General features: G+C 72.0%; 19 protein-coding genes and 1 pseudogene. 4 read left to right on the top strand and 16 right to left on the bottom strand.

Annotation, left to right across the window (positions count from 1 at the left end):
• Window positions 1–337 precede the first annotated feature (337 nt).
• From J7E88_RS03475 to J7E88_RS03435, 9 genes are all read right to left on the bottom strand, one after another.
• Complete coding sequence (locus tag J7E88_RS03475) at window positions 338–1,345, bottom strand: sugar phosphate isomerase/epimerase (protein WP_215177031.1); 1,008 nt, start codon at window positions 1,343–1,345, stop codon at window positions 338–340.
• A gap of 12 nt (window positions 1,346–1,357) precedes the next feature.
• On the bottom strand, window positions 1,358–2,629 hold the full coding sequence (locus J7E88_RS03470) for a Gfo/Idh/MocA family protein (RefSeq protein WP_215177029.1): 1,272 nt from the start codon (window positions 2,627–2,629) through the stop codon (window positions 1,358–1,360).
• A 44-nt stretch (window positions 2,630–2,673) separates the two neighbouring features.
• Entirely contained in the window at window positions 2,674–3,720 is a 1,047-nt protein-coding gene (locus tag J7E88_RS03465; RefSeq protein ID WP_215177027.1) for a substrate-binding domain-containing protein, read from the bottom strand.
• Window positions 3,721–3,782: 62 nt separating this feature from the next.
• On the bottom strand, window positions 3,783–4,817 hold the full coding sequence (locus tag J7E88_RS03460; protein ID WP_215177025.1) for an ABC transporter permease: 1,035 nt from the start codon (window positions 4,815–4,817) through the stop codon (window positions 3,783–3,785).
• Window positions 4,814–6,337, bottom strand: a complete 1,524-nt coding sequence (locus J7E88_RS03455; protein WP_215177023.1) for a sugar ABC transporter ATP-binding protein — start codon at window positions 6,335–6,337, stop codon at window positions 4,814–4,816. Before J7E88_RS03455 ends, J7E88_RS03460 begins: the two co-directional genes overlap by 4 nt.
• Window positions 6,338–6,695: 358 nt before the next feature.
• Window positions 6,696–7,877 (bottom strand): ROK family transcriptional regulator, encoded by a 1,182-nt coding sequence (locus tag J7E88_RS03450; RefSeq protein ID WP_215177022.1) that lies wholly within the window; start codon window positions 7,875–7,877, stop codon window positions 6,696–6,698.
• Between the two features lie 490 nt (window positions 7,878–8,367).
• Window positions 8,368–9,045, bottom strand: coding sequence for a GntR family transcriptional regulator (locus J7E88_RS03445; RefSeq protein ID WP_215177020.1), 678 nt, complete (start codon window positions 9,043–9,045; stop codon window positions 8,368–8,370).
• Window positions 9,046–9,171: 126 nt separating this feature from the next.
• Complete coding sequence (locus J7E88_RS03440) at window positions 9,172–9,633, bottom strand: NUDIX domain-containing protein (protein WP_215177018.1); 462 nt, start codon at window positions 9,631–9,633, stop codon at window positions 9,172–9,174.
• A 26-nt stretch (window positions 9,634–9,659) separates the two neighbouring features.
• Window positions 9,660–10,607 carry a beta-ketoacyl-ACP synthase III gene (locus J7E88_RS03435; RefSeq protein WP_215177016.1) on the bottom strand — a complete coding sequence of 316 codons (948 nt, stop codon included), beginning with the start codon at window positions 10,605–10,607 and terminating at the stop codon, window positions 9,660–9,662.
• A gap of 559 nt (window positions 10,608–11,166) precedes the next feature.
• Between J7E88_RS03435 and J7E88_RS03430 the strand changes: the two are divergent.
• Together J7E88_RS03430 and fdhD are read left to right on the top strand one after the other, a co-directional pair.
• Window positions 11,167–11,346 (top strand): annotated as a pseudogene (locus tag J7E88_RS03430) (Fe-S-binding domain-containing protein); the annotation flags it as partial.
• A gap of 5 nt (window positions 11,347–11,351) precedes the next feature.
• Window positions 11,352–12,191 carry a formate dehydrogenase accessory sulfurtransferase FdhD gene (fdhD, locus tag J7E88_RS03425; protein WP_215177014.1) on the top strand — a complete coding sequence of 280 codons (840 nt, stop codon included), beginning with the start codon at window positions 11,352–11,354 and terminating at the stop codon, window positions 12,189–12,191.
• A gap of 139 nt (window positions 12,192–12,330) precedes the next feature.
• Here the strand turns inward: fdhD and J7E88_RS03420 are convergent, their stop codons facing one another.
• Both J7E88_RS03420 and J7E88_RS03415 read right to left on the bottom strand, forming a co-directional pair.
• Window positions 12,331–12,738, bottom strand: coding sequence for a (2Fe-2S) ferredoxin domain-containing protein (locus tag J7E88_RS03420; protein ID WP_215177011.1), 408 nt, complete (start codon window positions 12,736–12,738; stop codon window positions 12,331–12,333).
• A 452-nt stretch (window positions 12,739–13,190) separates the two neighbouring features.
• Window positions 13,191–14,264, bottom strand: a complete 1,074-nt coding sequence (locus J7E88_RS03415; RefSeq protein WP_251022024.1) for a bile acid:sodium symporter family protein — start codon at window positions 14,262–14,264, stop codon at window positions 13,191–13,193.
• Window positions 14,265–14,390: 126 nt separating this feature from the next.
• On the opposite strand from J7E88_RS03415, the gene J7E88_RS03410 reads away from it, so the two are divergent.
• Together J7E88_RS03410 and J7E88_RS03405 are read left to right on the top strand one after the other, a co-directional pair.
• Entirely contained in the window at window positions 14,391–15,263 is an 873-nt protein-coding gene (locus J7E88_RS03410) for a LysR family transcriptional regulator (protein ID WP_215177009.1), read from the top strand.
• Between the two features lie 441 nt (window positions 15,264–15,704).
• Window positions 15,705–17,504: a long-chain fatty acid--CoA ligase gene (locus tag J7E88_RS03405; RefSeq protein WP_215177007.1), complete on the top strand. Its 1,800-nt coding sequence runs from the start codon at window positions 15,705–15,707 to the stop codon at window positions 17,502–17,504.
• A 13-nt stretch (window positions 17,505–17,517) separates the two neighbouring features.
• Here J7E88_RS03405 and pqqE read toward each other — a convergent pair whose 3' ends face one another.
• From pqqE to pqqA, 5 genes are read right to left on the bottom strand one after another with little or no spacing between them, the layout of a single operon-like run.
• Window positions 17,518–18,612: a pyrroloquinoline quinone biosynthesis protein PqqE gene (gene pqqE / locus J7E88_RS03400; protein ID WP_215177005.1), complete on the bottom strand. Its 1,095-nt coding sequence runs from the start codon at window positions 18,610–18,612 to the stop codon at window positions 17,518–17,520.
• A complete protein-coding gene (pqqD, locus tag J7E88_RS03395; protein ID WP_215177003.1) occupies window positions 18,609–18,899 on the bottom strand; it encodes a pyrroloquinoline quinone biosynthesis peptide chaperone PqqD in 291 nt (96 codons plus the stop codon). The genes pqqE and pqqD overlap by 4 nt, the downstream gene beginning before the upstream one ends.
• Window positions 18,896–19,597 carry a pyrroloquinoline-quinone synthase PqqC gene (gene pqqC / locus J7E88_RS03390; protein WP_215177001.1) on the bottom strand — a complete coding sequence of 234 codons (702 nt, stop codon included), beginning with the start codon at window positions 19,595–19,597 and terminating at the stop codon, window positions 18,896–18,898. The genes pqqD and pqqC overlap by 4 nt, the downstream gene beginning before the upstream one ends.
• Window positions 19,594–20,490: a pyrroloquinoline quinone biosynthesis protein PqqB gene (pqqB, locus tag J7E88_RS03385; protein ID WP_215176998.1), complete on the bottom strand. Its 897-nt coding sequence runs from the start codon at window positions 20,488–20,490 to the stop codon at window positions 19,594–19,596. The genes pqqC and pqqB overlap by 4 nt, the downstream gene beginning before the upstream one ends.
• A gap of 11 nt (window positions 20,491–20,501) precedes the next feature.
• Entirely contained in the window at window positions 20,502–20,603 is a 102-nt protein-coding gene (pqqA, locus tag J7E88_RS37285; RefSeq protein ID WP_374196223.1) for a pyrroloquinoline quinone precursor peptide PqqA, read from the bottom strand.

The following is a 20,603-nucleotide window of genomic DNA, read 5'->3' as shown; positions in this document are numbered from 1 at the left end:
TCCGGTAGTGGCCGGTCGAACGAGCGGGTTGCCGTGGAGCGCTGGGGCTGTCCCCCCGGACTGCGCTCGCCTCGTGGAGCGGTGCTGTCAGCGGGTGCTTCGCATGGGACTGCGGGAGCTCCGCGTCGGGCTGGACGCCGTGGAACCGGAATGCGCCGTCAATCCGGAACCACCTATGTCGTGTACACGAGATGGGACGGTAGCCGGGTTCATCCTGGACGGAAACCCCTTGTGCATCAGGACAGTTGAACTTTTTCCCGTAGCAGGACAAAGGCGTGTTGGGGCATGCCGGACCGGCCCGGCGGCAGGTGCACCGCCGGGCTTGGAACTGGATGTTCTACTGATCGCCGCCCGAGAAGGCGGCGTCGAAGGAGGCGCTGGGAGGGTCGAAGTCGAACTGCTTCAGATGCGCAAGCGCTTGTGGCGCGCCGGCCAGCCGGTCCATTCCTGCGTCCTCCCACTCCACCGAGACGGGCCCCTCGTAACCGATGGAACGCAGCATCCGGAACACGTCCTCCCAGGGCACGTCGCCGTGTCCCGCGGAGACGAAGTCCCAGCCGCGCCGGGGGTCGCCCCACGGCAGATGGGAGCCGAGCCGCCCGTTGCGCCCGTCCAGCCGCCTGCGGGCCTCCTTGCAGTCGACGTGATAGATCCGGTCCCGGAAGTCGTAGAGGAAGCCGACCGGGTCCAGGTCCTGCCAGACGAAGTGGCTGGGGTCGAAGTTGAGCCCGAAGGCAGGCCGGTTGCCGACCGCGTCCAGGGCCCGCCTGGTGGTCCAGTAGTCGTAGGCGATCTCGCTGGGATGGACCTCGTGGGCGAAGCGGACGCCCTGGGTGTCGAAGACGTCGAGGATCGGGTTCCACCGCTGGGCGAAGTCCTCGTAACCGCGCTCGATCATCCGCTCCGGCACGGGCGGGAACATCGCGACCAGGTGCCAGATCGAGGAGCCGGTGAAGCCGATGACCGTGTCGACGCCGAAGGCCGCCGCGGCGCGCGCCGTGTCCTTCAGCTCGGCGGCGGCGCGCTGCCGCACGCCCTCCGGCTCCCCGTCGCCCCAGATGCGGGCGGGCAGGATGGCCTGGTGCCGTTCGTCGATGGGGTTGTCGCAGACGGCCTGGCCGACCAGATGGTTGGAGATCGCCCAGCAGGCCAGGCCGTACTTCTCCAGCAGCGCGTGCCGGCCGTCCAGGTAGGACGGATCCGTCAGTGCCTTGTCGACCTCGAAGTGGTCGCCCCAGCAGGCGAGTTCCAGGCCGTCGTAGCCGAAGTCACGGGCCAGCCGACAGACCTCCTCCAGCGGCAGATCGGCCCACTGACCGGTGAACAGTGTGAACGGGCGTGGCATCGGACCTCCTTGTCAGACCTGCGCCTGTACTGCCTGTGCTGCCTGTACTCCCTGTGCTGCGCCGTCCGCACCCGCGTGCGCACCGGCGGGCGCCGGCACCTCGGTGTACACGGCGTTCTTCCGCGCGCTCTCCTCGACCGCCGCGAGCACCCGCTGCACCTGCAGTCCGTCGGCGAACGACGGCAGGGGCTGCGCCCCGGTGGCGATCGCCTCCACCAGGTCGCGGGCCTGATGGGCGAATGTGTGCTCGTAGCCGAGCGCGTGGCCCGGCGGCCACCACGCCTGAAGGTAGGGGTGCTCCGCCTCGGTGACGAGGATGCGGCGGAAGCCCGCGGTGACGGCCGGCTCCCGGTGGTCGTGGAAGGAGAGCTCGTTGAGGCGTTCCAGGTCGAAGGCGAGCGAACCGAGCTCGCCGTTGACCTCCAGGCGCAGGGCGTTCTTGCGGCCCGACGCCATCCGGGTCGCCTCGAACGAGGCCAGCGCCCCCGAGGCGAGCCGTCCGGTGAACAGGGCGGCGTCGTCCACGGTGACCGGTCCGCGTTCCGTGCCGCCGGATGCCGTGAGGCCCGCCGACGCCCCCCGCAGCAGCGGCCGTTCCTTCACAAAGGTCTCCAGCTGGGACGAGACTCCGACCAGCGGCTCTCCCGCCAGGTACTGCGCGAGGTCCACGATGTGCGCGCCCAGGTCGCCGAGCGCCCCCGACCCGGCGTGTTCGCGTTCCAGCCGCCAGGTCAGCGGGAAGTCGGGGTCGACCAGCCAGTCCTGGAGATAGGTGACCCGGATGTGGCGCAGTGTGCCGAGCCTGCCGTCGGCGATGAGCCGGCGTGCGTAGGCAAGGGCGGGCACGCGCCGGTAGTTGAAGCCCACCATCGCCAGCTGCCCGCGTGTGCGGGCCGCTTCGGCGGCCGTGACCATCGCCTCGGCCTCGGCCACCGTGTTGGCCAGCGGCTTCTCGCACAGGACGTGTTTGCCCGCCTCCAGTGCCGCGATGGCGATCTCCGCATGGCTGTCCCCTGGAGTGCAGATGTCGACCAGTTGCACATCGTCCCGGGCCACGAGGGCGCGCCAGTCGGTCTCCGCCGCCGCCCAGCCGTGTCTGTCGGCCGCGGCGCGCACGGCGCGGGCGTCACGGCCGGCGATCGCGGCGAGAACCGGCCGCAGCGGCAGGTCGAACACCCGGCCCGCGGTGCGCCATCCCTGGGAGTGCGCGGCGCCCATGAACGCGTATCCGACCATGCCCACGCCCAGTGTCGGCGCGGTGGCATCGCTGTCCCTCTGTTCCATACGGATCCTCCTCGTCGGTGTGCACGGTGGGGGCGGCGCGCCGGTCAGTTGAAGCCGGTGGGCAGGTACGCGTCGACGTTGTCCTTGGTGACGACGGCCGAGTAGAGGGTCAGGGAGGCCGGGATCTCCAGTTCGGCCATGCCGCTGACGCCCTTGCCCTGTCCGAGCGCCCGCGCCAGGTCGATGGCGGACGCCGCCATCGTCGGCGGGTACAGGACGGTGGCCTTGAGCACGCTGTTGTCGGCCTTGATGGCGTCCATCGCGGACTTCGCGCCCGCTCCGCCCACCATCAGGAAGTCGTCACGGCCGGCCTGGGCGATGGCGCGCAGGGCGCCCACGCCCTGGTCGTCGTCGTGGTTCCACAGGGCGTCGAACTTCGACTGGGCCTGGAGGAGTTGGGCCATCTTGGCCTGGCCGGACTCGACGGTGAAGTCGGCGGCCTGGCGGGCGACCTTCCTGATGTTGGGATAGTTCTTCAGGGCGTCGTCGAAGCCCTGGGTGCGCTGCTTGGTCAGTTCGAGGTTGTCGAGGCCGGCGAGTTCGACGACCGTGGCGCTCGGCTTGTCCCTGAGCTGTTCGCCGATGTAGTTGCCCGCGTTGAGGCCCATGCCGTAGTTGTCGCCGCCGATCCAGCAGCGGTAGGCCTGCGGGGACGCGAAGACGCGGTCGAGGTTGACGACCGGGATGCCCGCCTTCATTGCCTGGAGGCCGACCTGCGTGAGCGCCTTGCCGTCGGCGGGCAGGATGACGAGGACGTCGACCTTCTTGTTGATGAGGGTCTGGACCTGGCCGATCTGGGCGGCTGTGTCGTTGGAGCCCTCGGTGATCTCCAGGGTGACGTCGGAGTACTTCTCCGCGCGCGACTTGGCGTTCTGGTTGATGGCGTTCAGCCAGCCGTGGTCGGCCTGGGGGCCGGCGAAGCCGATGGTGACGGCCTTGCCGGGCTTGTCGTCGGCGACCGGGGCGTTGCCGGCGGCCTGCTCCTGGTTCTTGGGCTCGTTGCTCGTGCAGGCCGTCAGGAGTGCTCCGGCGGAGACGGCGGCAGTGCCGAACAGCAGTCCTCTGCGGCTGGGGGATGGTGTGTGCGGCATGGCGGATCGACCCTTCGACTGGGCGGTGGGACAGAGGGGGGCGTGCGGGATGAAAGGGGCCGTCAGGCCTCGCCACCGCGCAGGGTGCGGCGCTGGACGAGGACGGCGGCCACGATGATCGCGCCCTTGGCGATCTGCTGGACGGCGGTCTCCAGGTTGTTGAGCGCGAAGATGTTGGTGATCGTCGTGAAGACGAGGACGCCGAGGACGGAACCGACGATGGTGCCGCGGCCTCCGCTGAGCAGCGTTCCGCCGATGATCGCGGCGGCGATGGCGTCGAGTTCGTACAGGTTGCCGTTGGTGTTCTGCCCCGAGCCGGCGAGCACGATCAGCATGAACGCGGCGATGCCGCAGCACAGGCCGGACAGCAGGTACAGGTACAGGCGCTGGCGGCGTACGTCGATGCCGGCGAGCCGGGCGGCCTCCGCGTTGCCTCCGACCGCGACCGTGCGGCGGCCGAAGGTGGTGCGGTTGAGCAGCAGCCAGCCGACGACGGTGACGGCGGCGAAGACCAGGACGAGGGGCGGGACGCCGAGGATGTAGGCGTCCTTGACGCCGAGGTCGAGCACCTCGTTCACGGTGACGATCTGGGTCCTGCCGTCGGTGATCTGCAGGGCGAGTCCGCGGGCCGAGGCCAGCATGGCGAGGGTGGCGATGAACGGCACCATCCCGCCGTACGCGATCAGCAAGCCGTTCACGAGTCCGCAGCCCACGCCGACGATCACGGCCGTGAACAGGATGCCGGCGAAGCCGTACTCCTGGGTCGCCAGGGTGGTGGCCCATACGGAGGCGAGTGCGACGATCGCGCCGACCGACAGGTCGATGCCGCCGCTGGTGATGACGAACGTCATGCCGACGGTGACGACACCGATGACGGACGCCTGGGTCAGCACGAGCTGGAGATTGCCGGCGTCGAGGAACTCGTCGGGCTTGGTGACGCCGCCGACGGCGACGAGTACGGCGAGGACGCCGACGAGGGAGAGGTTGCGGACGTCGGCGCGCAGTCCGAGCGGCCTGCGCCACCCCCCGCCTGCCGGTGCGGACTTGGCGGTGGCGGCCGGCGCGTCCTGCCGCGCCGTGGAGGCTGGCTGCGTCATGCCGTCGGGCTCCCTTCCATCACAAGGTCGAGTACGCGGTGTTCGTCGAGCTCCCGGGCGTCGGCCGTGTGCACGACGCTGCCTTCGCGCAGCACCAGCACACGGTCGGCGAGGCCCAGGACCTCGGGCACTTCGCTGGATACGAGAAGTACGGCGAGGCCGTCGTCGGCCAGCCGGCGGATGACGGCGTACAGTTCGGCGCGGGCGCCGATGTCGACGCCGCGGGTGGGCTCGTCGAGGAGCAGCACCTTGCAGCCGCGCAGCAGCCAGCGGGCGAGCACGGCCTTTTGCTGGTTGCCGCCGGAGAGGGTGCGGATACGGGCGTCGGGATTGTCGGGCCGCACAGACAGTTCTCTGGTGGCCTGCCGGGCGGCGGCCCACTCCCGACCGTGGTCCAGCCAGCCGGCGCGGGAGAAGCGGGAGAGCGTGGAGAGCGACACGTTCCGCGTGACGGACTCCAGCATCAGCAGGCCCTGCGCCTTGCGTTCCTCGGGCGCGAGACCGATGCCGGCGCGGACGGCGGCGCGGACACTGCCGGGGCGAAGCGGGGTGCCGTCGACAAGGACACGGCCCGCGGTCGGCCGGCGGGCACCGTAGATCGTCTCCAGGATCTCGCTCCTCCCCGAACCGACGAGCCCCGCGAGGCCGACGATCTCCCCGGGCCGCAGCTGAAGGTCGACGGGCGCGAACTCGCCCTGTCTGGCAAGCCCTTCGACGCGCAGGACCGGTTCGCCCGTGGCGGCGACCGGGCCCGGGGGGCGCTCGGGGAAGACGTACTCGACGTTGCGGCCGGTCATCAGCGAGACGAGATCACGCGTCGGCGTGGACTCGGCGGGCAGGCCGCCGGCGACGGCGCGGCCGTCCTTGAGGACGGTGACACGGTCGCCGATGCGGCGGATCTCCTCCAGCCGGTGGGAGATGTAGACGACGGCGACGCCCTCGGCCGTGAGGTCGCCGACGATACGGAAGAGGTTGTCGACCTCCTCGGGGTCCAGCGCGGCGGACGGCTCGTCCATCACGATCAACCGGACGTCGTGGGAAAGGGCGCGGGCCATGGAGACGATCTGCTGCTGGGCGGCGGACAGGTCGCCGACGTGGCGGGCCGGCTCGATCTCGGTGTGCCCGAGCCGCCGCAGCAGCTGTGCGGTCGCGGCCCGGGCGGCGGCGCCGCGTACGACGAAGCCGGCCGACGTCGGCTCGTGCCCGAGGAAGACGTTCTCGGCGACGGACAACCCTTCGACCAGGTCGAGTTCCTGGTAGATGGTGGCGATACCGAGGCGCATGGCGGCGATGGGCGACTTGAGAGAGACGGTCTCGCCCCGCCAGGCGATCTGCCCGCCGTCGGGCTGGTGCGCACCGGCGAGGACCTTGATCAGCGTGGACTTGCCCGCGCCGTTCTGGCCGAGGAGGCAGTGGACTTCGCCGGCCTGGACCTCCAGGTCCACGCCGTCCAGGGCGCGGACGCCCGGGAACGACTTGGTGATGCCGGACATGGTGAGCAGGGGTGGTTCTGGTGCCATGACGAATCCCCTCGGCGGGTGCGGCCGGTGAGCGGGCAGGGCGGATGAGGGCCCGGGGCGCCCCCGTCGGTGCGGCGGGGGCGTGCGGGGTGCGGGGTGTGGGTGCACGTCGTGGTGCGGCTCGTGCGTCGACCGGTGCGGGTGGTGCCGGTGGTGCCGGTGGTGCCGGTGGTGCCGGTGGGACGGGCGAACGATGTGTGGTGCGTGGCCGTGCAGGTGGTGCAGCGCAGGTGGTGCAGTGCAGGTGGTGCGATGGAGCGGTGGTGGTGCCTGGCCGCGCCGAAGGTGCGGGCGATGCGGTGCGGGTGATGCCTGTTCGGGCGGGCCGGGCCGAGCGGTCGGCCCGGTGTGATCAGGGTCAGGCCGGTGAGAACAGGTGGTCGCTGATGAGCCGGGCCGCTCCGATCACTCCGGCGGTCGGCCCCAACTCCCCCAGCACAATGGGCAGGTTGCCGGTCGCCAGCGGCAGCGACTGCCGGTAGACCTGGGTGCGCACACTGGCCAGCAGCGTGTGCCCGAGCCCCGTCACCCCGCCTCCGATCACCACGAGGCCGGGATTGAAGAAACTGACCAGTCCGGCGATGACCTGGCCGACCCGGTTGCCTCCTTCGCGGATCAGGTCGAGCGCGGTGGCGTCCCCGGCGGCCGCGGCCGCCGACACGTCCACGGCCGTCAGCTGCCCGGCCGCCTCCAGCCGGGCGGCGAGCTCGGGGGAGAGACCGGCGCGCGCTGCCTCCTCGGCATCGCGGGCGAGTGCGGCGCCGCTGAAGTGTGCTTCCAGACAGCCCTTGTTGCCACAGGCGCAGGCCCTGCCGTCCGGCTCGACCTGGATGTGTCCGATGTCCCCGGCGCTTCCCGTCGTACCGCGGTAGACCTCGCCGCCGACGACGATTCCGCAGCCGATGCCGGTGCCGATCTTGACGCAGAGGAAGTCGCCCACGGATCGGGCGACGCCCGTGTGCTGCTCCCCCATGGCCATCAGGTTCACGTCGTTGTCCACCATGACCGGGCAGCCGAGGTCCTGGCTGAGCGCCTCGCGGACCGGGAAGCCGTCCCAGCCGGGCATGATCGGCGGCGCGACGGGCACGCCTTCGGGAAAGCGAACCGGTCCGGGCACCCCGATGCCCGCTCCGTCGAAGCCCTCGGCGAGCCCGGACGCCTTGAGCTTGTCGGCCATCGACAGCACCTGCTCGAAGATCGCAACGGGCCCTTCGCGGACGTCCATGGGGTGGTTGAGGTGCCCCAGGACCTCGAGCTCCGCGTTGGTGACTGCGACGTCGATCGAGGTGGCGCCGATGTCGACGCCGAGGAAGCGCAGGGCGGGGGCCAGCCGGATGTTGTGGGAGCGGCGACCGCCGCGGGAGGCGGCGAGTCCGTCCGCGACCACCAGCCCGGTCTCCAGCAGCCGGTCGACCTCGACGGCGAGCTTGGACCGGGAGAGGTCCACCTGGTCGCCGAGCTGCGCACGGGAGTTGGGCCCACCGTCACGCAGCAGCCGAAGCAGTCGCGCCTGGTGCGCGTTCGCGGGTCGAGCCGTCATGCGTCTCACGTACCCCTCCCCTCCCCTGCCCTCGGCCTCAGCCCTCTCGGCGCGGGGAACCCTGGCCTTCCGTCTGCTTTCGAGGGGAACGTAGCAGCGCTTTGCCGGAGTGGGAAGAACTTGCGCACGATTCCGGCTCAACTTCTTCCACACTCGGGACAAAGCCGGTCGCCAGGGCCCTCCGCGGCATCGCACGGACGAGGGTGGGCCCGGCGCGGACCGCAAACGGCCCCACCCGATCAGGCCGACTGACGGTGCACCAGCTCCGCGGGCAGTTCACCGCCGCCGGTCTGCGACCTCGCAGGAACCGGGTCTCGCGGGCGCGGCCATGCGGGCACCGGGTCTCGCCGACGACGCGGCCATGCGGGCACCGGGTCTCGCCGACGACGCGGCCATGCGGGCGCCGGGTCCGCGGGCGCCGGGTCCCCGACCTTGCACGCACCGGGCCTGTCCGGCACCCCGCACCAGGTCTCGCGGGTGCCCGCCGCCGCTAGGGCTGTTCGCGCTGGTGGTACGCCGTGCGGGTGTGTTCGGCGTGCGCCCGCATGGTCTCCGTGGCGCGCTGCTCGTCGCGGGCGGAGATCGCCGCGATCAGGGCGCGGTGCTCGATCCACGACTGACGGCCGCGCTGCCGTGCCCCGGGTGTGTAGTACCAGCGCACCCGGCGGTCGACCTGCGCGGCCAGTTCGGCGAGGACGCTGTTGCCCGCAAGCTCCATCACCTTGGCGTGGAAGGCGGCGTTGGTCGCCGCCGCCAGGTCGACGTCGTCGTCCGCGACGGCCTGCTCCTCCTTGGCGCACAGCGCTTCGAGTGCGTCGATGCCGGCCGTACCGGAGTTGGCCGCCGCGAGGCGGGCCGCCTCGGCCTCCAGCAGGGTTCGCACCGACAGCAGTTGGTCGGCCTCGGCCTCGGTCGGCTCGTGCACGAACGCGCCTTGCGCCGGGCGCAGATCGACCCAGCCCTCGGTGTTAAGGCGCTGGAGCGCCTCGCGCACGGGCTGGCGGGAGACGCCGAGGTGGCCTGCGAGTTCGCTCTCGACCAGATGCTGGCCGGGAGGCAGGGCCCGGGTGGTGATCAGTTCGAGAAGTGCCTCGTACACGCGTTCGCGCAGCGGGCCCGGTCGTTCCAGCTTGGGCACGGTTCCCCGGGGCAGTCCTGCGGACACCATCACGGTCCCTCTCGAGGCTGACGGCAACGGCGAAGCGACCAGATTGGCTATCGTCTACAGTCTACCGAGCCCGATCACCCGCACCGAGATCCGCGTCTCTCCGCCGGTCCCGCATCCCCACCGGCGTCACAGGAACGGTTCGAGGCGGTCCAGGAAAACGCGCTGCGCCGCCACAAGCTTCTGCCGCGCGGTCCCGACGCCGAACCACTCGGCACGGTCGATCTCCGGGAACTCCCGCTGCACTCCCGAGCCTCGCGGCCACTCCATGGTGAAGGTGCCGGGGACGACGAGGTCGGTGTCGAGGTCTCCCTCCATCGCCCACACCGTGACGACCTTGCCGTTCGACTGCCGCGTCTCGCCGAGGGGGATCCAGTCGCCGACGGGCGGCTGCAGCCCCAGCTCCTCCTCGAACTCCCGCCGCGCGGCGGCCATTGGATCCTCGTCCGGCATGTACTCCCCCTTGGGGATCGACCAGGCCGCCTCGTCGCGCGACGCCCAGAACGGGCCGCCCATGTGCCCGATGAGGATCTCGGTCTCCGCGTTCCGCCGCCGGTAGAGCAGCAGTCCGGCACTTCGCTTCGTCTCCATGCCGCCCAGTGTGGCGGGGCGTGCGCTCACGGGCAGCGGATGACCTGGCCCGCGTACGAGAGGTTTCCGCCGAAGCCGAAGAGGAGAACGGGATCGCCCGAGGTGATCTCGCCGCGCGAGACGAGCTTGGACAGCGCCATCGGGATGGATGCCGCGGAGGTGTTGCCGGACTCGACGACATCGCGGGCGACGACCGCGTTGACCGCGCCGATCCGCTGGGCGACGGGCTCGATGATCCGGAGGTTGGCCTGGTGCAGGACGACGGCGGCCAGTTCCTCGGGAGCGACGCCGGCCCGCTCGCAGACCTGGCGGGCGATGGGCGGGAGCTGGGTGGTGGCCCACCGGTAGACGGACTGCCCCTCCTGCGCGAAGCGGGGCGGGGTGCCCTCGATCCGTACGGCGTGCCCCATCTCGGGGACCGAACCCCACAGGACCGGACCGATGCCGGGCTCCTGACCGGGCCGGGTGGCCTCCACCACGGCGGCCCCGGCGCCGTCGCCGACGAGCACGCAGGTGGTGCGGTCGGTCCAGTCGGTGACGTCGGCCATCTTGTCCGCGCCGATGACCAGGGCCCGGCTGGCCGCCCCCGCGCGCACCGTGTGGTCCGCTGTGGCGAGCGCGTGGGTGAAGCCGGCGCACACGACGTTGAGGTCCATCACCGCGGGCGAGCCCATGCCGAGCCGGGCCGCCACGCGCGCCGCCGTGTTGGGCGAGCGGTCGATGGCCGTGGACGTGGCGACCAGCACCAGGTCGATGTCGGCGGGGGTGAGCCCGGCCGAGGCCAGGGCCTTGGCGCCGGCGTACGCGGCCAGTTCGTCGACGGGCTCGTCGGGGCCGGCGACATGCCGGCTCGTGATGCCCACGCGGCTGCGGATCCACTCGTCGCTCGTGTCGACCATGGCCGCCAGGTCGTCATTGGTGAGCACCTTGGCGGGCTGATAATGCCCGACGGCGACGACACGTGAGCCGGTCATGGAGGGTCCCCCTCGGTGAGATGCAGGAACCACCCAGTCTTCGCGGCTACCCACCGGTACGACGGCAGGTGATCCGACAAGCTTCTCCGGGCGGTCTTTGGAGCTTCCCCAACGACAGCCCGCGTTTGCGGGGCACGACCTTTGACCGCAAAAGGGCTGTAGACAATATTTTGTCGACTACGCTTCAGCCCCGTGGAGGTCGCAGTTGTCGCCGCCGGTGGCGCAGCATGAAGAAGTGGCGCAGCATGAAGAAGCCGCAGAAGCGGTATCCGGGGGCCCCTGGTGCGCGGCGACGACGGCCCGCTGCACAGGGCGAGCTGAGGCGAGGCGCTGGGCCGGGCGGCCGCCGGTTTCCGGCACGCGCGTGGGGCGTACGGCCCCGACGCCTTCGCAATGCTCTCCTGCGCCCGTCCCCGCCGCGGCGATCCGCGAACTCGCCCACGCCTATGCCACCGTCGAACGGGCCCCAGCTGTGCTGGACGCTCGGCATCCCGAGCACCACAACGGCACCGACACAACGTCCACGCGCTGATCAACCTGGCCCTGCTCACCGGCCATGTCGGCGCAGACGCAGACCACGGCGGTGTGCGCGTACTGCGGCGTCGGCTGCAACCTCACGCTGCACGTGCAGGACAATGAGATCGTCAAGGTCACCTCGCCGCACGACAACCCGGTGACCCACGGCAACCTCTGCATCAAGGGTCGCTTCGGCTACCACCACGTACAGAATCGGGATTGATCGCCATGGGACGGGTCACCGAGCGCCGCCGCACCCTCCGGATCCGTGACGGGGTGGTCTCCTCGCGCCCCGACACCCTGGTCGCGGAAGAGCCTTTGGAGATCCGGCTGAACGGCAGACCTCTGGCGATCACGATGCGCACCCCGGGTGACGACTTCGCGCTGGCGGCGGGCTTCCTGGTGAGCGAGGGGGTGCTCGGAGCGGCCGAGGAACTGCGGTCCATCGTGTACTGCGCGGGGGCCCAGGACGACGGCTCCAACACGTACAACGTCGTCGATGTGCAGCTCGCGCCCGGTGTGCCGGTGCCGGACATCACGCTGGAGCGCAACGTCTACACGACGTCGTCGTGCGGGCTGTGCGGGAAGGCGAGCCTGGACGCCGTCCGGACGAACGCCCGTTTCGCGATCGCCGACACTCCCCCGGTCCGTGTCGAGCCCTCGCTGCTCGCCGGCCTCCCCGACCGGCTGCGGGCGGCGCAGCGGGTCTTCGACCGGACCGGGGGCCTGCACGCGGCGGCGCTGTTCTCGCCCGAGGGGGAGCTGCTGGACACCCGGGAGGACGTCGGCCGGCACAACGCGGTCGACAAGATCGTCGGCCGGGCGCTGCGGGACGGCAGGCTGCCGCTGTCCCAGTCGATCCTCCTGGTCTCGGGGCGGGCGTCGTTCGAACTTGCGCAGAAGGCGGTGATGGCGGGCATCCCCGTGCTCGCGGCCGTCTCGGCGCCCTCGTCGCTCGCGGTGGACCTGGCGGCCGAGACGGGCCTGACGCTCGTCGGCTTTCTGCGCGGCGCCAACATGAACGTGTACGCGGGCGACGAGCGCATCGCTCTGGGCACCGGCGTCTGAGGCGCCCCGCGGACACGGGAGAGCGACCCCGGCGGGGAGCGCCCCCTGCGCCGGCCGGGGCCTTCCGTCCCCTGGTCCCGGAGGGTTCGAGAGCCCTCGCACGGCCGCGGGCAGAGGGGCCCACCGTGTGGGGCGCGGCTCAGCGTCCCGCCCGGCGTCGGGCGTCCGAGGGCGGCGGGATCATCTGGAGCGTGAGGGTCGCCGGGGGCTCGGCGATGCCGGGGCCGCCCGCCTCGGCCCACGCGATCACGTCGTCCGTCGCATCGTCGTCAAGGGCCCACCCGATCCAGGCTGCGCGGGCACCGCGGCGGCGGCCCTCCGTGGAAGGCTGCACGACGATGACGTTGGCCTGGCCGCAGGGCCCGAGGCAGTCACTGGTGCGTACGGCGAGACGCCCGCCGGACGCGCCTGCCGCGTCACGCAGTCTGGCGAGCTGGCCGGCGTGGTCGGTGCCCGGGTTCTTGCGCGGGTCGCCGCAGCAGCACCCCCGGCAGACGACCAGGGTGCAGGGGCGGGTGCCGAAGGGGCGTATCGGATACGTCGTCACCGGGTGATTTTCGCAGTCGCACGACGGGGCCGCGTCGGCGCGGCAGGAAACCGGCCCCACGACGGTGGGCATCTGCACAACCTGGCGGCGTACGCACACACCGGTCAGCCTCGGCCGAGGCTCGGGTGGTCAGCCTGGCCGCCACTGTCAGTCCTCGTCGGGCACGGCCTCGGCCCCGTACCGCCCGCGCTGCGGACGGAGATCGGTCGGTGGCAGCAGTGGCCTCCGCGAGGCTGTCGGCCTCCGCCGTCCTGCCCTCCCGTCGCACGCCTGCTTTCACGGGGTCGGCCAAGTAGACCAACGGGCGGCGTTGTGGCGGAGGACACCGTCTCGGTACGCAGTGTTGTCCACGTCTCCACCGGTACGAGGACCTGCCCGCGGCGGCGGCCGGTCGCAGGTGGGCCGGCTTGGCGGCGCTTTCGCGGCCACCGGTCGCCATGGGACCACACCGCTCAGCCGCGCGCCGCCGCCGCGGCCGGTCGATGCACTGACGCCGAAGTCCCGGCCCCGCCCACTCCCGAAGTCCCGGCCCCGCCCGCCTCCGGCGGGGAAGCCGCCCCCGCGCGGCGCTTCGCGATCACCGCGCACACCATCAGTTGCAGCTGGTGGAACAGCATCAGCGGCAGCACCGCCAGGCTCGCCTGCGCGCCGAACAGCACCGTCGCCATCGGCAGCCCGGCCGCCAGGCTCTTCTTCGAGCCCGCGAACTGGATCGCGATCCGGTCCGCCCTGCCGAAGCCCAGCCGCTTCGCGCCGAACCAGGTGAGCGTCAGCATCAGCGCGAGCAGCAACGCCTCGACCGCGAGAAGGCCGCCGAGGCGCAGGGGGGTCACCTGGTGCCAGACCCCCGCGACCACGCCCTCGCTGAAGGCCGTGTAGACGACGAGCAGGATCGAACCGCGATCCACGTAGCCGAGCAGCCGCTTGTGGCTGGCGAGGAAGCCGCCCACCCAGCGTCGCAGCAACTGGCCCGCGACGAACGGGACGAGCAGCTGCAGCGCGATCCGCAGCAGCGAGTCCGCGGAGAGCCCGCCCGCGCCGCCGCCCAGCAGCAGGGCCGCCAGCAGCGGCGTGAGGACGATGCCGGCGAGGCTGGAGAACGAGCCGGCGCAGATCGCCGCCGGGACGTTTCCGCGGGCCATCGAGGTGAAGGCGATCGACGACTGGATGGTGGAGGGCACCAGACACAGAAAGAGCAGTCCGTTCGCCAGCTCGGGCGTCAGCACCAGCGGTTCGAGCCCGCCCGCCGCGAGACCCAGCAGCGGAAAGACCACGAACGTCGCGGCGAGGACCGTCACATGCAGCCGCCAGTGACGCAGCCCGTCGAGCGTCTCGCGGGTCGACAGCCGGGCCCCGTAGAGGAAGAAGAGCAGCGCCACCGCACCGGTGGACGCCCCGCCGGCCACGTCGGCCGCGGCGCCGGACGCGGGCAGCAGGGCCGCCAGCGCCACGGTGCCCAGCAGAGCAAGGATGTACGGGTCGATTCTCAGCCAGGACGGCAGGCGCACGGTACGGCGGCGGTTCATGAGCTCCACTTGCTCTCGGATCAGGACGTGCCCTTTCCATGGTCCTCCTGGGCGGGCCGATCGGGAATCCCGTACACCGCTCTGACTGTCATCACGTTTTGTGATGAGCGAGCTACGGTGGAAGGCGTGTACGACCCGACCCAGCTGCGCACCTTCCTGGCCGTGGCGCAGACCCTGAGCTTCACGCACGCCGCCCGCCGGCTGGGGCTGCGGCAGTCGACGGTGAGCCAGCACGTGCGGCGACTGGAGGACGCGACCGGGCGGGCGCTGTTCAGCCGGGACACGCACACTGTGGAGCTCACCGAGGACGGCGAGGCGATGCTCGGCTTCGCGCGGACGATCCTGCAGGCGCACGAGCGGGCCGCGGCGTACTTCACCGGCACGCGGCTGCGCGGCCGGCTGCGGTTCGGGGCCTCCGAGGACTTCGTGCTGACCCGGCTGCCGGAAATCCTGGAGGCGTTCCGCCGCGACCATCCCGAGGTCGACCTGGAGCTGACGGTGGAGCTCTCGGGGACGCTCCACAAGCGCCTGGAGGCGGGTCGTCTTGACCTGGTGCTGGCCAAGCGTGGCCCGGGCGCCTCGCAAGGGGAGCTGGTCTGGCGCGACCGCATGGTCTGGATCGCGGCCCGGGGCGTACGACCGGATCCGGAGCGGCCCCTCCCGCTGATTCTCTTCCCGCCGCCTGCGGTCACCCGCGCCCGGGCGCTCGACGTGCTGGAGCGCGAGGGCCGCGCGTGGCGGATCGTGTGCACGAGCGGCAGCCTCAGCGGCCTGGTGGCCGCGGCCCGCGCCGGGCTCGGCGTGATGGCGCACACCCGAGGGCTGATTCCGCCGGGCCTGGCGGCCGTGCCGGACCGGGCGGGGCTGCCGGACCTCGGCACGGTCGACTTCGTACTGCTCCAGGGCCGCCGGCGGCCCGCGGCGCAGGAGGCGGCGTCGGCACTCGGCGACGCGCTGCTGGCGGCGGGCGACCGGCTGCACGGCCCGGCACCGAGGTGAGCCGGCGGGCACGGCCGGGCCGCGCGCCGGATCCCCAGGCGGGCACGGCCGGGCCGCGCACGGCCCTGTCGGCGGGCACGGCGGGGCACAAGGCCGGGCCGCGCACGGCCCTGTCGGCGGGCGCGGTCGGGGCCCACGCGCCGGGCCCGGCGTTCCCGAGACGTGCAGGCGCAGGTACGGACAAACGTCTCCGCCCGGTAGAGCGCCGGTGATCGCCACGTACAGATTCGGTGGAGATTCCGGCGGCTGTACTTACTCCGAGGTCAGAATTCACCTCGATCCACCGTTCCCCCCACTCGGCTGCCACCGCTGACCTGTGCCGTTGACCGCTCTGATCCGTTCGCGCGGCCCCTCCCGCCCGGCGTAACGGTGGGGTACGGTCACGGCGCTGTGCGGAGCGCCACAAGGAGCAGGCCATTGCGCGAGTTCACTGTCCCACCCATGGCCGCGGCGCCTCAGGTCGGCGGACTGGCGGACGCGGTCTTCGACCACGCCATCGACGATCCGGGCCGTGTCGCGCTCGCCCGCAAGGACGGACAGGACGACTGGCAGAACGTCACGTCGGCGCAGTTCCGCGACGAGGTGCTGGCGCTGGCCAAGGGACTGCTCGCGCACGGCGTCCGCTTCGGCGACCGGGTCGCGATCATGTGCCGCACCCGCTACGAGTGGACCCTGTTCGACTTCGCGCTGTGGACGGTCGGCGTGCAGTCCGTGCCCGTGTATCCCACGTCCTCCGCCGAGCAGGTCTACTGGATGCTGCACGACGCCGGGGTCTCGGCCTGCATGGTGGAGCACGGGGACCACGCGATGACCGTCGGCTCGGTCGTCGACCGGCTGCCGCAGTTGAAGCGGCTCTGGCAGCTGGACGCCGGCGCCGTGTCCGAGCTGTTCGAGGCGGGGGCCCACATCGACGACGAGGTGGTGCACCGCCACCGGCGGGCCGTCACCCCCGACTCGATCGCGACGATCATCTACACCTCGGGCACGACCGGCCGCCCCAAGGGCTGTGTGATCACACACTCCAATTTCATGTTCGAGGCCGACACCATGATCGGCCGCTGGGAGCCGGTGTTCCACTCCCGGCCGGGCGATGAGCCGGCGACGCTGCTGTTCCTGCCGCTGTCCCACGTCTTCGGCCGCATGGTCGAAGTCGCCGCGATTCGCGGCCGCGTCAAACTCGGTCATCAGCCGGTGCTCCAGGCGAGCGCCCTGCTGCCCGATCTGGCCACACTCCGGCCGACGTTCATCCTCGCCGTCCCCTACATCTTCGAGAAGGTCTTCAACGCGGCCCGCCGCAAGGCCGAGGGCGAGGGCCGCGCGGGGGCGTTCGACAAGGCCGTCGAGGTGGCCGTGAGGTACGCGGAGGCCCTGGAGCACCGGGCATTCGGTCTGGGGCCGGGGCCCTCGGCCGGCCTGCGCGTCCAGCACCAGCTGTTCGAGAAGCTGGTATACGCCAAGGTGCGCGGCGCGATGGGCGGCCGGGTGCGCCATGCCATGTCCGGCGGCTCGGGCATGGACCGCCGTCTCGGGCTGTTCTTCGCCGGTGCGGGCGTCACGATCTACGAGGGATACGGGCTGACCGAGTCGACGGCCGCGGCCACCGCCAACCCTCCCGAGCGCACCCGTTACGGCACGGTCGGCCAGCCGGTCCCCGGCACCTCCGTGCACATCGCGGAGGACGGCGAGGTCTGGCTGCACGGCGGTCACATCTTCTCCGGTTACCTGAACGACCCCGAGGCCACCGACGCCGTGCTCCAGGACGGGTGGCTGGCGACGGGAGATCTCGGCGCGCTCGACGAGGACGGCTATCTGACGATCACCGGGCGCAAGAAGGAGATCCTGGTGACGTCGAACGGCAAGAGCGTCTCGCCCGCCGCCCTGGAGGAACGGGTGCGCGCCCATCCGCTGGTGGCCCAGTGCATCGTCGTCGGAAACGACCGCCCGTACATCGCCGCCCTCGTCACCGTCGACCCGGAAGCCGTCGACCACTGGCTGACGATCCAGGGCAGGGCACCGCTGGCGCCGGCGGAACTGGTGCGCGACCCCGATCTGGAGATGGAGATCCGGCGCGCGGTCGTGGCCGCCAACACCCTGGTGTCGAAGGCGGAGTCGATCCGCACGTTCCGGATACTCGCCCATCCCTTCAGCGAGGAACACGGTCTGCTGACCCCGTCGCTGAAACTGAAGCGGAAGGCGATCGAGAAGGCGTACGCGGTCGAGGTCGACGCCCTGTACCGGTGACGTCCGCTCCTGGTCAGTGTCGGGCGCGGGCGCGGTGGACGTACGAGGCCCGGACCGGCTCGCGCGGGCGGTCGACCAGGTCGCGGACGAGCGCGTGGTCCGGGGAGCGGGAGCACACCGGGTCCGTACGGGTGGCGTCCCCGGTGAGGGCGTACGCCTGGCAGCGGCAGCCGCCGAAGTCCCGGGTGCGCAGCTCGCAGCTGCGGCACGGCTCCCGCATCCAGGCGTGGCCGCGGTAGCGCCCGAACGCCGGCGACTCGTACCAGATCCACTCCAGGGAGTGCTCCCGCACGGAGGGCGGGTCGAGACCGGGCAGGGTGGCCGCGGCCGGGCACGGCAGGACCGTGCCGTCGGGAGCGACGGTGAGGGAGACGGCACCCCAACCGCCCATGCACGGCTTGGCGATCGAGTCGACATGGTCGGGTACGACCCAGACGAGCTCCATACGGCCGGCCAGGCGCTCGCGCCACCGCTCCACCCGCACGCGGGCGTCGGCGATCTGCTCCCGGCCCGGGAGGAGGGCCTCCCGGTTGCGCAACGCCCAGCCGTAGAACTGGGTGTTGGCGAGTTCGATGCGCTCGGCACCCCAGGCGAGGGCGAGTTCGACGAGATCGTCGAGGGCGTCCAGATTCGCCCGGTGCAGGACGACGTTGACGCCCAGCGGCAGCTCCGCCTCCCGTACGAGCCGGGCGGCGCGCTCCTTCGCGGTGAGCGCCCGGGCACCGGCGATGCGCGCGGCGGCGGCCGGATCCGTGTGCTGCACCGAGAGCTGGACGCTGCGCAGTCCGGCCCCGACCAGCGGGGCGAGCCGCTTGGCGTGCAGGCCGGAGCCGCTGGTGACGAGCTGGGTGTGGATGCCCGCGCCGTCCGCGGCGGCCACGATGACGTCCAGGTCGCGGCGCAACAGCGGCTCACCGCCTGACAGATGGGTCTGCACGACGCCGAGCCGGGCGGCCTGCCGGAAGACGCCGGCCCACTCGTCCGTTGTCAACTCGGCCGACCGGCGGACCAGCTCGACGGGGTTGGAGCAGTACACGCAGCGCAGCGGGCAGCCGTGCGTGAGTTCGGCGAGGAGCGCCCAGGGCGGCTCGCAGGACGGTCCGGTCATACGAGCCAGCCTTCCGCCCGGAGGCGTTCGAGAAAGGGGGGCACCTCTTCGGCGACGGGCGCGCCCGAGTGGCGGGCCGCGAGTTCGGCGACGACCGCGGCGACGTCGCGCGTGCCGTCGCAGAGACGCAGCGCCGGGCCGGCGGCGCCGTGCAGGACGACGACCCGTTCGGGGAGCACCAGCAGGTCGGTGTCGCGGACGGGGTCGTGGCGGAGCATCACCGACCGGGACAGCACCGGCCGCCAGGCGCGGTCGGGGTTCGTGCCCTCGGCGAGCGGGCCGTTCATGTCCGTGCTCCGGCGGTCTCGACGGCGTCGAGCAGGGACCAGAGCACATCGCACTTGAAGGTGAGCGCGGCGACCGCGCTGTCCTGCTCCTCGCGGGTGCGCGCCCAGGCCAGCACCAGGGCCAGGGCCTCTTCGCCGTCGCGGCTGCCCTGTCCGACGCGGCTGCGGAAGTAGGTCAGTCCTTCGGGTCCGATCCAGCCGTAGTGCCGTTCGAACGCCGCGATCCGGGTGCGCATGATGTCCGGTGCCGCGAGCTCGGTGAGGGAGGCGGCGACGGCTTCGAGCGGCGGGCGCAGACGGCAGAAGTTGACGTAGCCGTCGACCGCGAGCCGGACCCCGGGCAGGACGTCCGCGCCCGACAGCAGGTGTGCGCGCGGGATCCCGGCGGCCTCGCCGAGGCGCAGCCAGCGTTCGATGCCGCCTTCGCCGTCCTTCTCTCCGTCGTGGTCGCTGATCCTGCGGAGCCAGCTCCGCCGCAGTGCCGGATCGTCGAACTTGGCCAGGATCAGGGCGTCCTTGACGGGGATGTGACGCTGGTAGTGGAAGCGGTTGACGATCCAGCGGCGCAGCTCCTCCCGGCCGAGGCGACCTTCGTGCATCCGTACGTTGAACGGGTGCCGGTCGTGGTAGCGCTCGGCGGGCACGGCGCGCAGCCGCTGCGTGAACGCGGCGGGGCCCCATGGTGCGGTGCTGCTCACAGCTCGATCACCATCCCGTCGGCGGCAACCTCGAGGCCCGAACCGGCCAGCTGTGCGTGCTGTTGCGCGTCCGGGTCTGTGAGGGGGTTGGTGTTGTTGAGGTGGGTGTAGAGGCAGCGGGCGCGCAGTGCCGCCAGCCGGCGTGCGGTGCCGTTCGGTCCGTCGATCGGCAGATGGCCCATGGATCTGGCCGTCCGGGCCGAGACACCGGCCCGCGCCGGTTCGTCGTCGTCCCAGAACGTGCCATCGACGATGACGACGTCGGCGTCCTCGGCGGCCTGCTCGAAGTCCTCATTCCAGTGGGCCAGCGCGGGCGCGTACAGCAGGGTGCGCCCCGTGGCCCGCTCGTGCAGACGCAGGGCGACGGCCCAGGTGGGTGCGTCGGGCCCGGTCCCGGCCGCATACCGCGGGCGCTTGGCCGCGACGGGCACGGCCGACACGTCGACGGTGGCTCCGGCGGCGAGCGGGACGGCGTCGGTGCCGAGTTCGCGCCAGGTGACACGGGTGTAGGGAGCGAGGGTCTCGCCGATGCGCAGGCGGCCGAGGAGCGCGCCGCGGACGGGCTCGGTGGCGAGGATTTCGAACCGGTCGGCCTCGCGGAGCCGGGCGAGGCCGAGGGTGTGGTCGAGTTCGGCGTCGGTGAGGACGACGCCGGCGACGGGCGAGTCTCGCGGGCCCGGACCGGGGTGCAAGTGGGAGCATCGCTCGATCTGTTCGCCGATGTCGGGGGTGGCGCCCACGAGGTACCAGCGGCGCTCGTCGGCGCGCACGGCGAGCGAGGCGTGCAGCCGGCGGCGGCGCGGGTGTGCGCGGGCCCCGGCGCAGCCGGGACACGCGCAGTTCCACTGGGGCAGTCCGCCGCCGGCCGCGGTGCCGAGCACCTGCAGCAGCATGGCGGCGCCCGCTAGCGGTCGGCGAGGGCGTAGGCGGTGACCTCCAGCGCGGTCTCGACGACCGTGAAGTCCGGCGACTGCCAGACGGCCGGCGGCGGCGCGGTTTCGGGCAT

Source organism: Streptomyces sp. ISL-10 (assembly GCF_018614575.1).
In the GTDB taxonomy this organism is placed as follows: Bacteria; Actinomycetota; Actinomycetes; order Streptomycetales; family Streptomycetaceae; genus Streptomyces.
This window is presented reverse-complemented; position numbering and strand designations above follow the sequence as displayed.

Coding starts and splice junctions, on each gene's coding strand:
- J7E88_RS03475 (WP_215177031.1), bottom strand. CDS start 1,345: ATGCCACGCCCGTTCACACTGTTCACCGGTCAGTGGGCCGATCTGCCG.
- J7E88_RS03470 (WP_215177029.1), bottom strand. CDS start 2,629: ATGGAACAGAGGGACAGCGATGCCACCGCGCCGACACTGGGCGTGGGC.
- J7E88_RS03465 (WP_215177027.1), bottom strand. CDS start 3,720: ATGCCGCACACACCATCCCCCAGCCGCAGAGGACTGCTGTTCGGCACT.
- J7E88_RS03460 (WP_215177025.1), bottom strand. CDS start 4,817: ATGACGCAGCCAGCCTCCACGGCGCGGCAGGACGCGCCGGCCGCCACC.
- J7E88_RS03455 (WP_215177023.1), bottom strand. CDS start 6,337: ATGGCACCAGAACCACCCCTGCTCACCATGTCCGGCATCACCAAGTCG.
- J7E88_RS03450 (WP_215177022.1), bottom strand. CDS start 7,877: ATGACGGCTCGACCCGCGAACGCGCACCAGGCGCGACTGCTTCGGCTG.
- J7E88_RS03445 (WP_215177020.1), bottom strand. CDS start 9,045: ATGGTGTCCGCAGGACTGCCCCGGGGAACCGTGCCCAAGCTGGAACGA.
- J7E88_RS03440 (WP_215177018.1), bottom strand. CDS start 9,633: ATGGAGACGAAGCGAAGTGCCGGACTGCTGCTCTACCGGCGGCGGAAC.
- J7E88_RS03435 (WP_215177016.1), bottom strand. CDS start 10,607: ATGACCGGCTCACGTGTCGTCGCCGTCGGGCATTATCAGCCCGCCAAG.
- fdhD (WP_215177014.1), top strand. CDS start 11,352: ATGGGACGGGTCACCGAGCGCCGCCGCACCCTCCGGATCCGTGACGGG.
- J7E88_RS03415 (WP_251022024.1), bottom strand. CDS start 14,264: ATGAACCGCCGCCGTACCGTGCGCCTGCCGTCCTGGCTGAGAATCGAC.
- J7E88_RS03405 (WP_215177007.1), top strand. CDS start 15,705: ATGGCCGCGGCGCCTCAGGTCGGCGGACTGGCGGACGCGGTCTTCGAC.
- pqqE (WP_215177005.1), bottom strand. CDS start 18,612: ATGACCGGACCGTCCTGCGAGCCGCCCTGGGCGCTCCTCGCCGAACTC.
- pqqD (WP_215177003.1), bottom strand. CDS start 18,899: ATGAACGGCCCGCTCGCCGAGGGCACGAACCCCGACCGCGCCTGGCGG.
- pqqB (WP_215176998.1), bottom strand. CDS start 20,490: ATGCTGCTGCAGGTGCTCGGCACCGCGGCCGGCGGCGGACTGCCCCAG.
- pqqA (WP_374196223.1), bottom strand. CDS start 20,603: ATGCCCGAAACCGCGCCGCCGCCGGCCGTCTGGCAGTCGCCGGACTTC.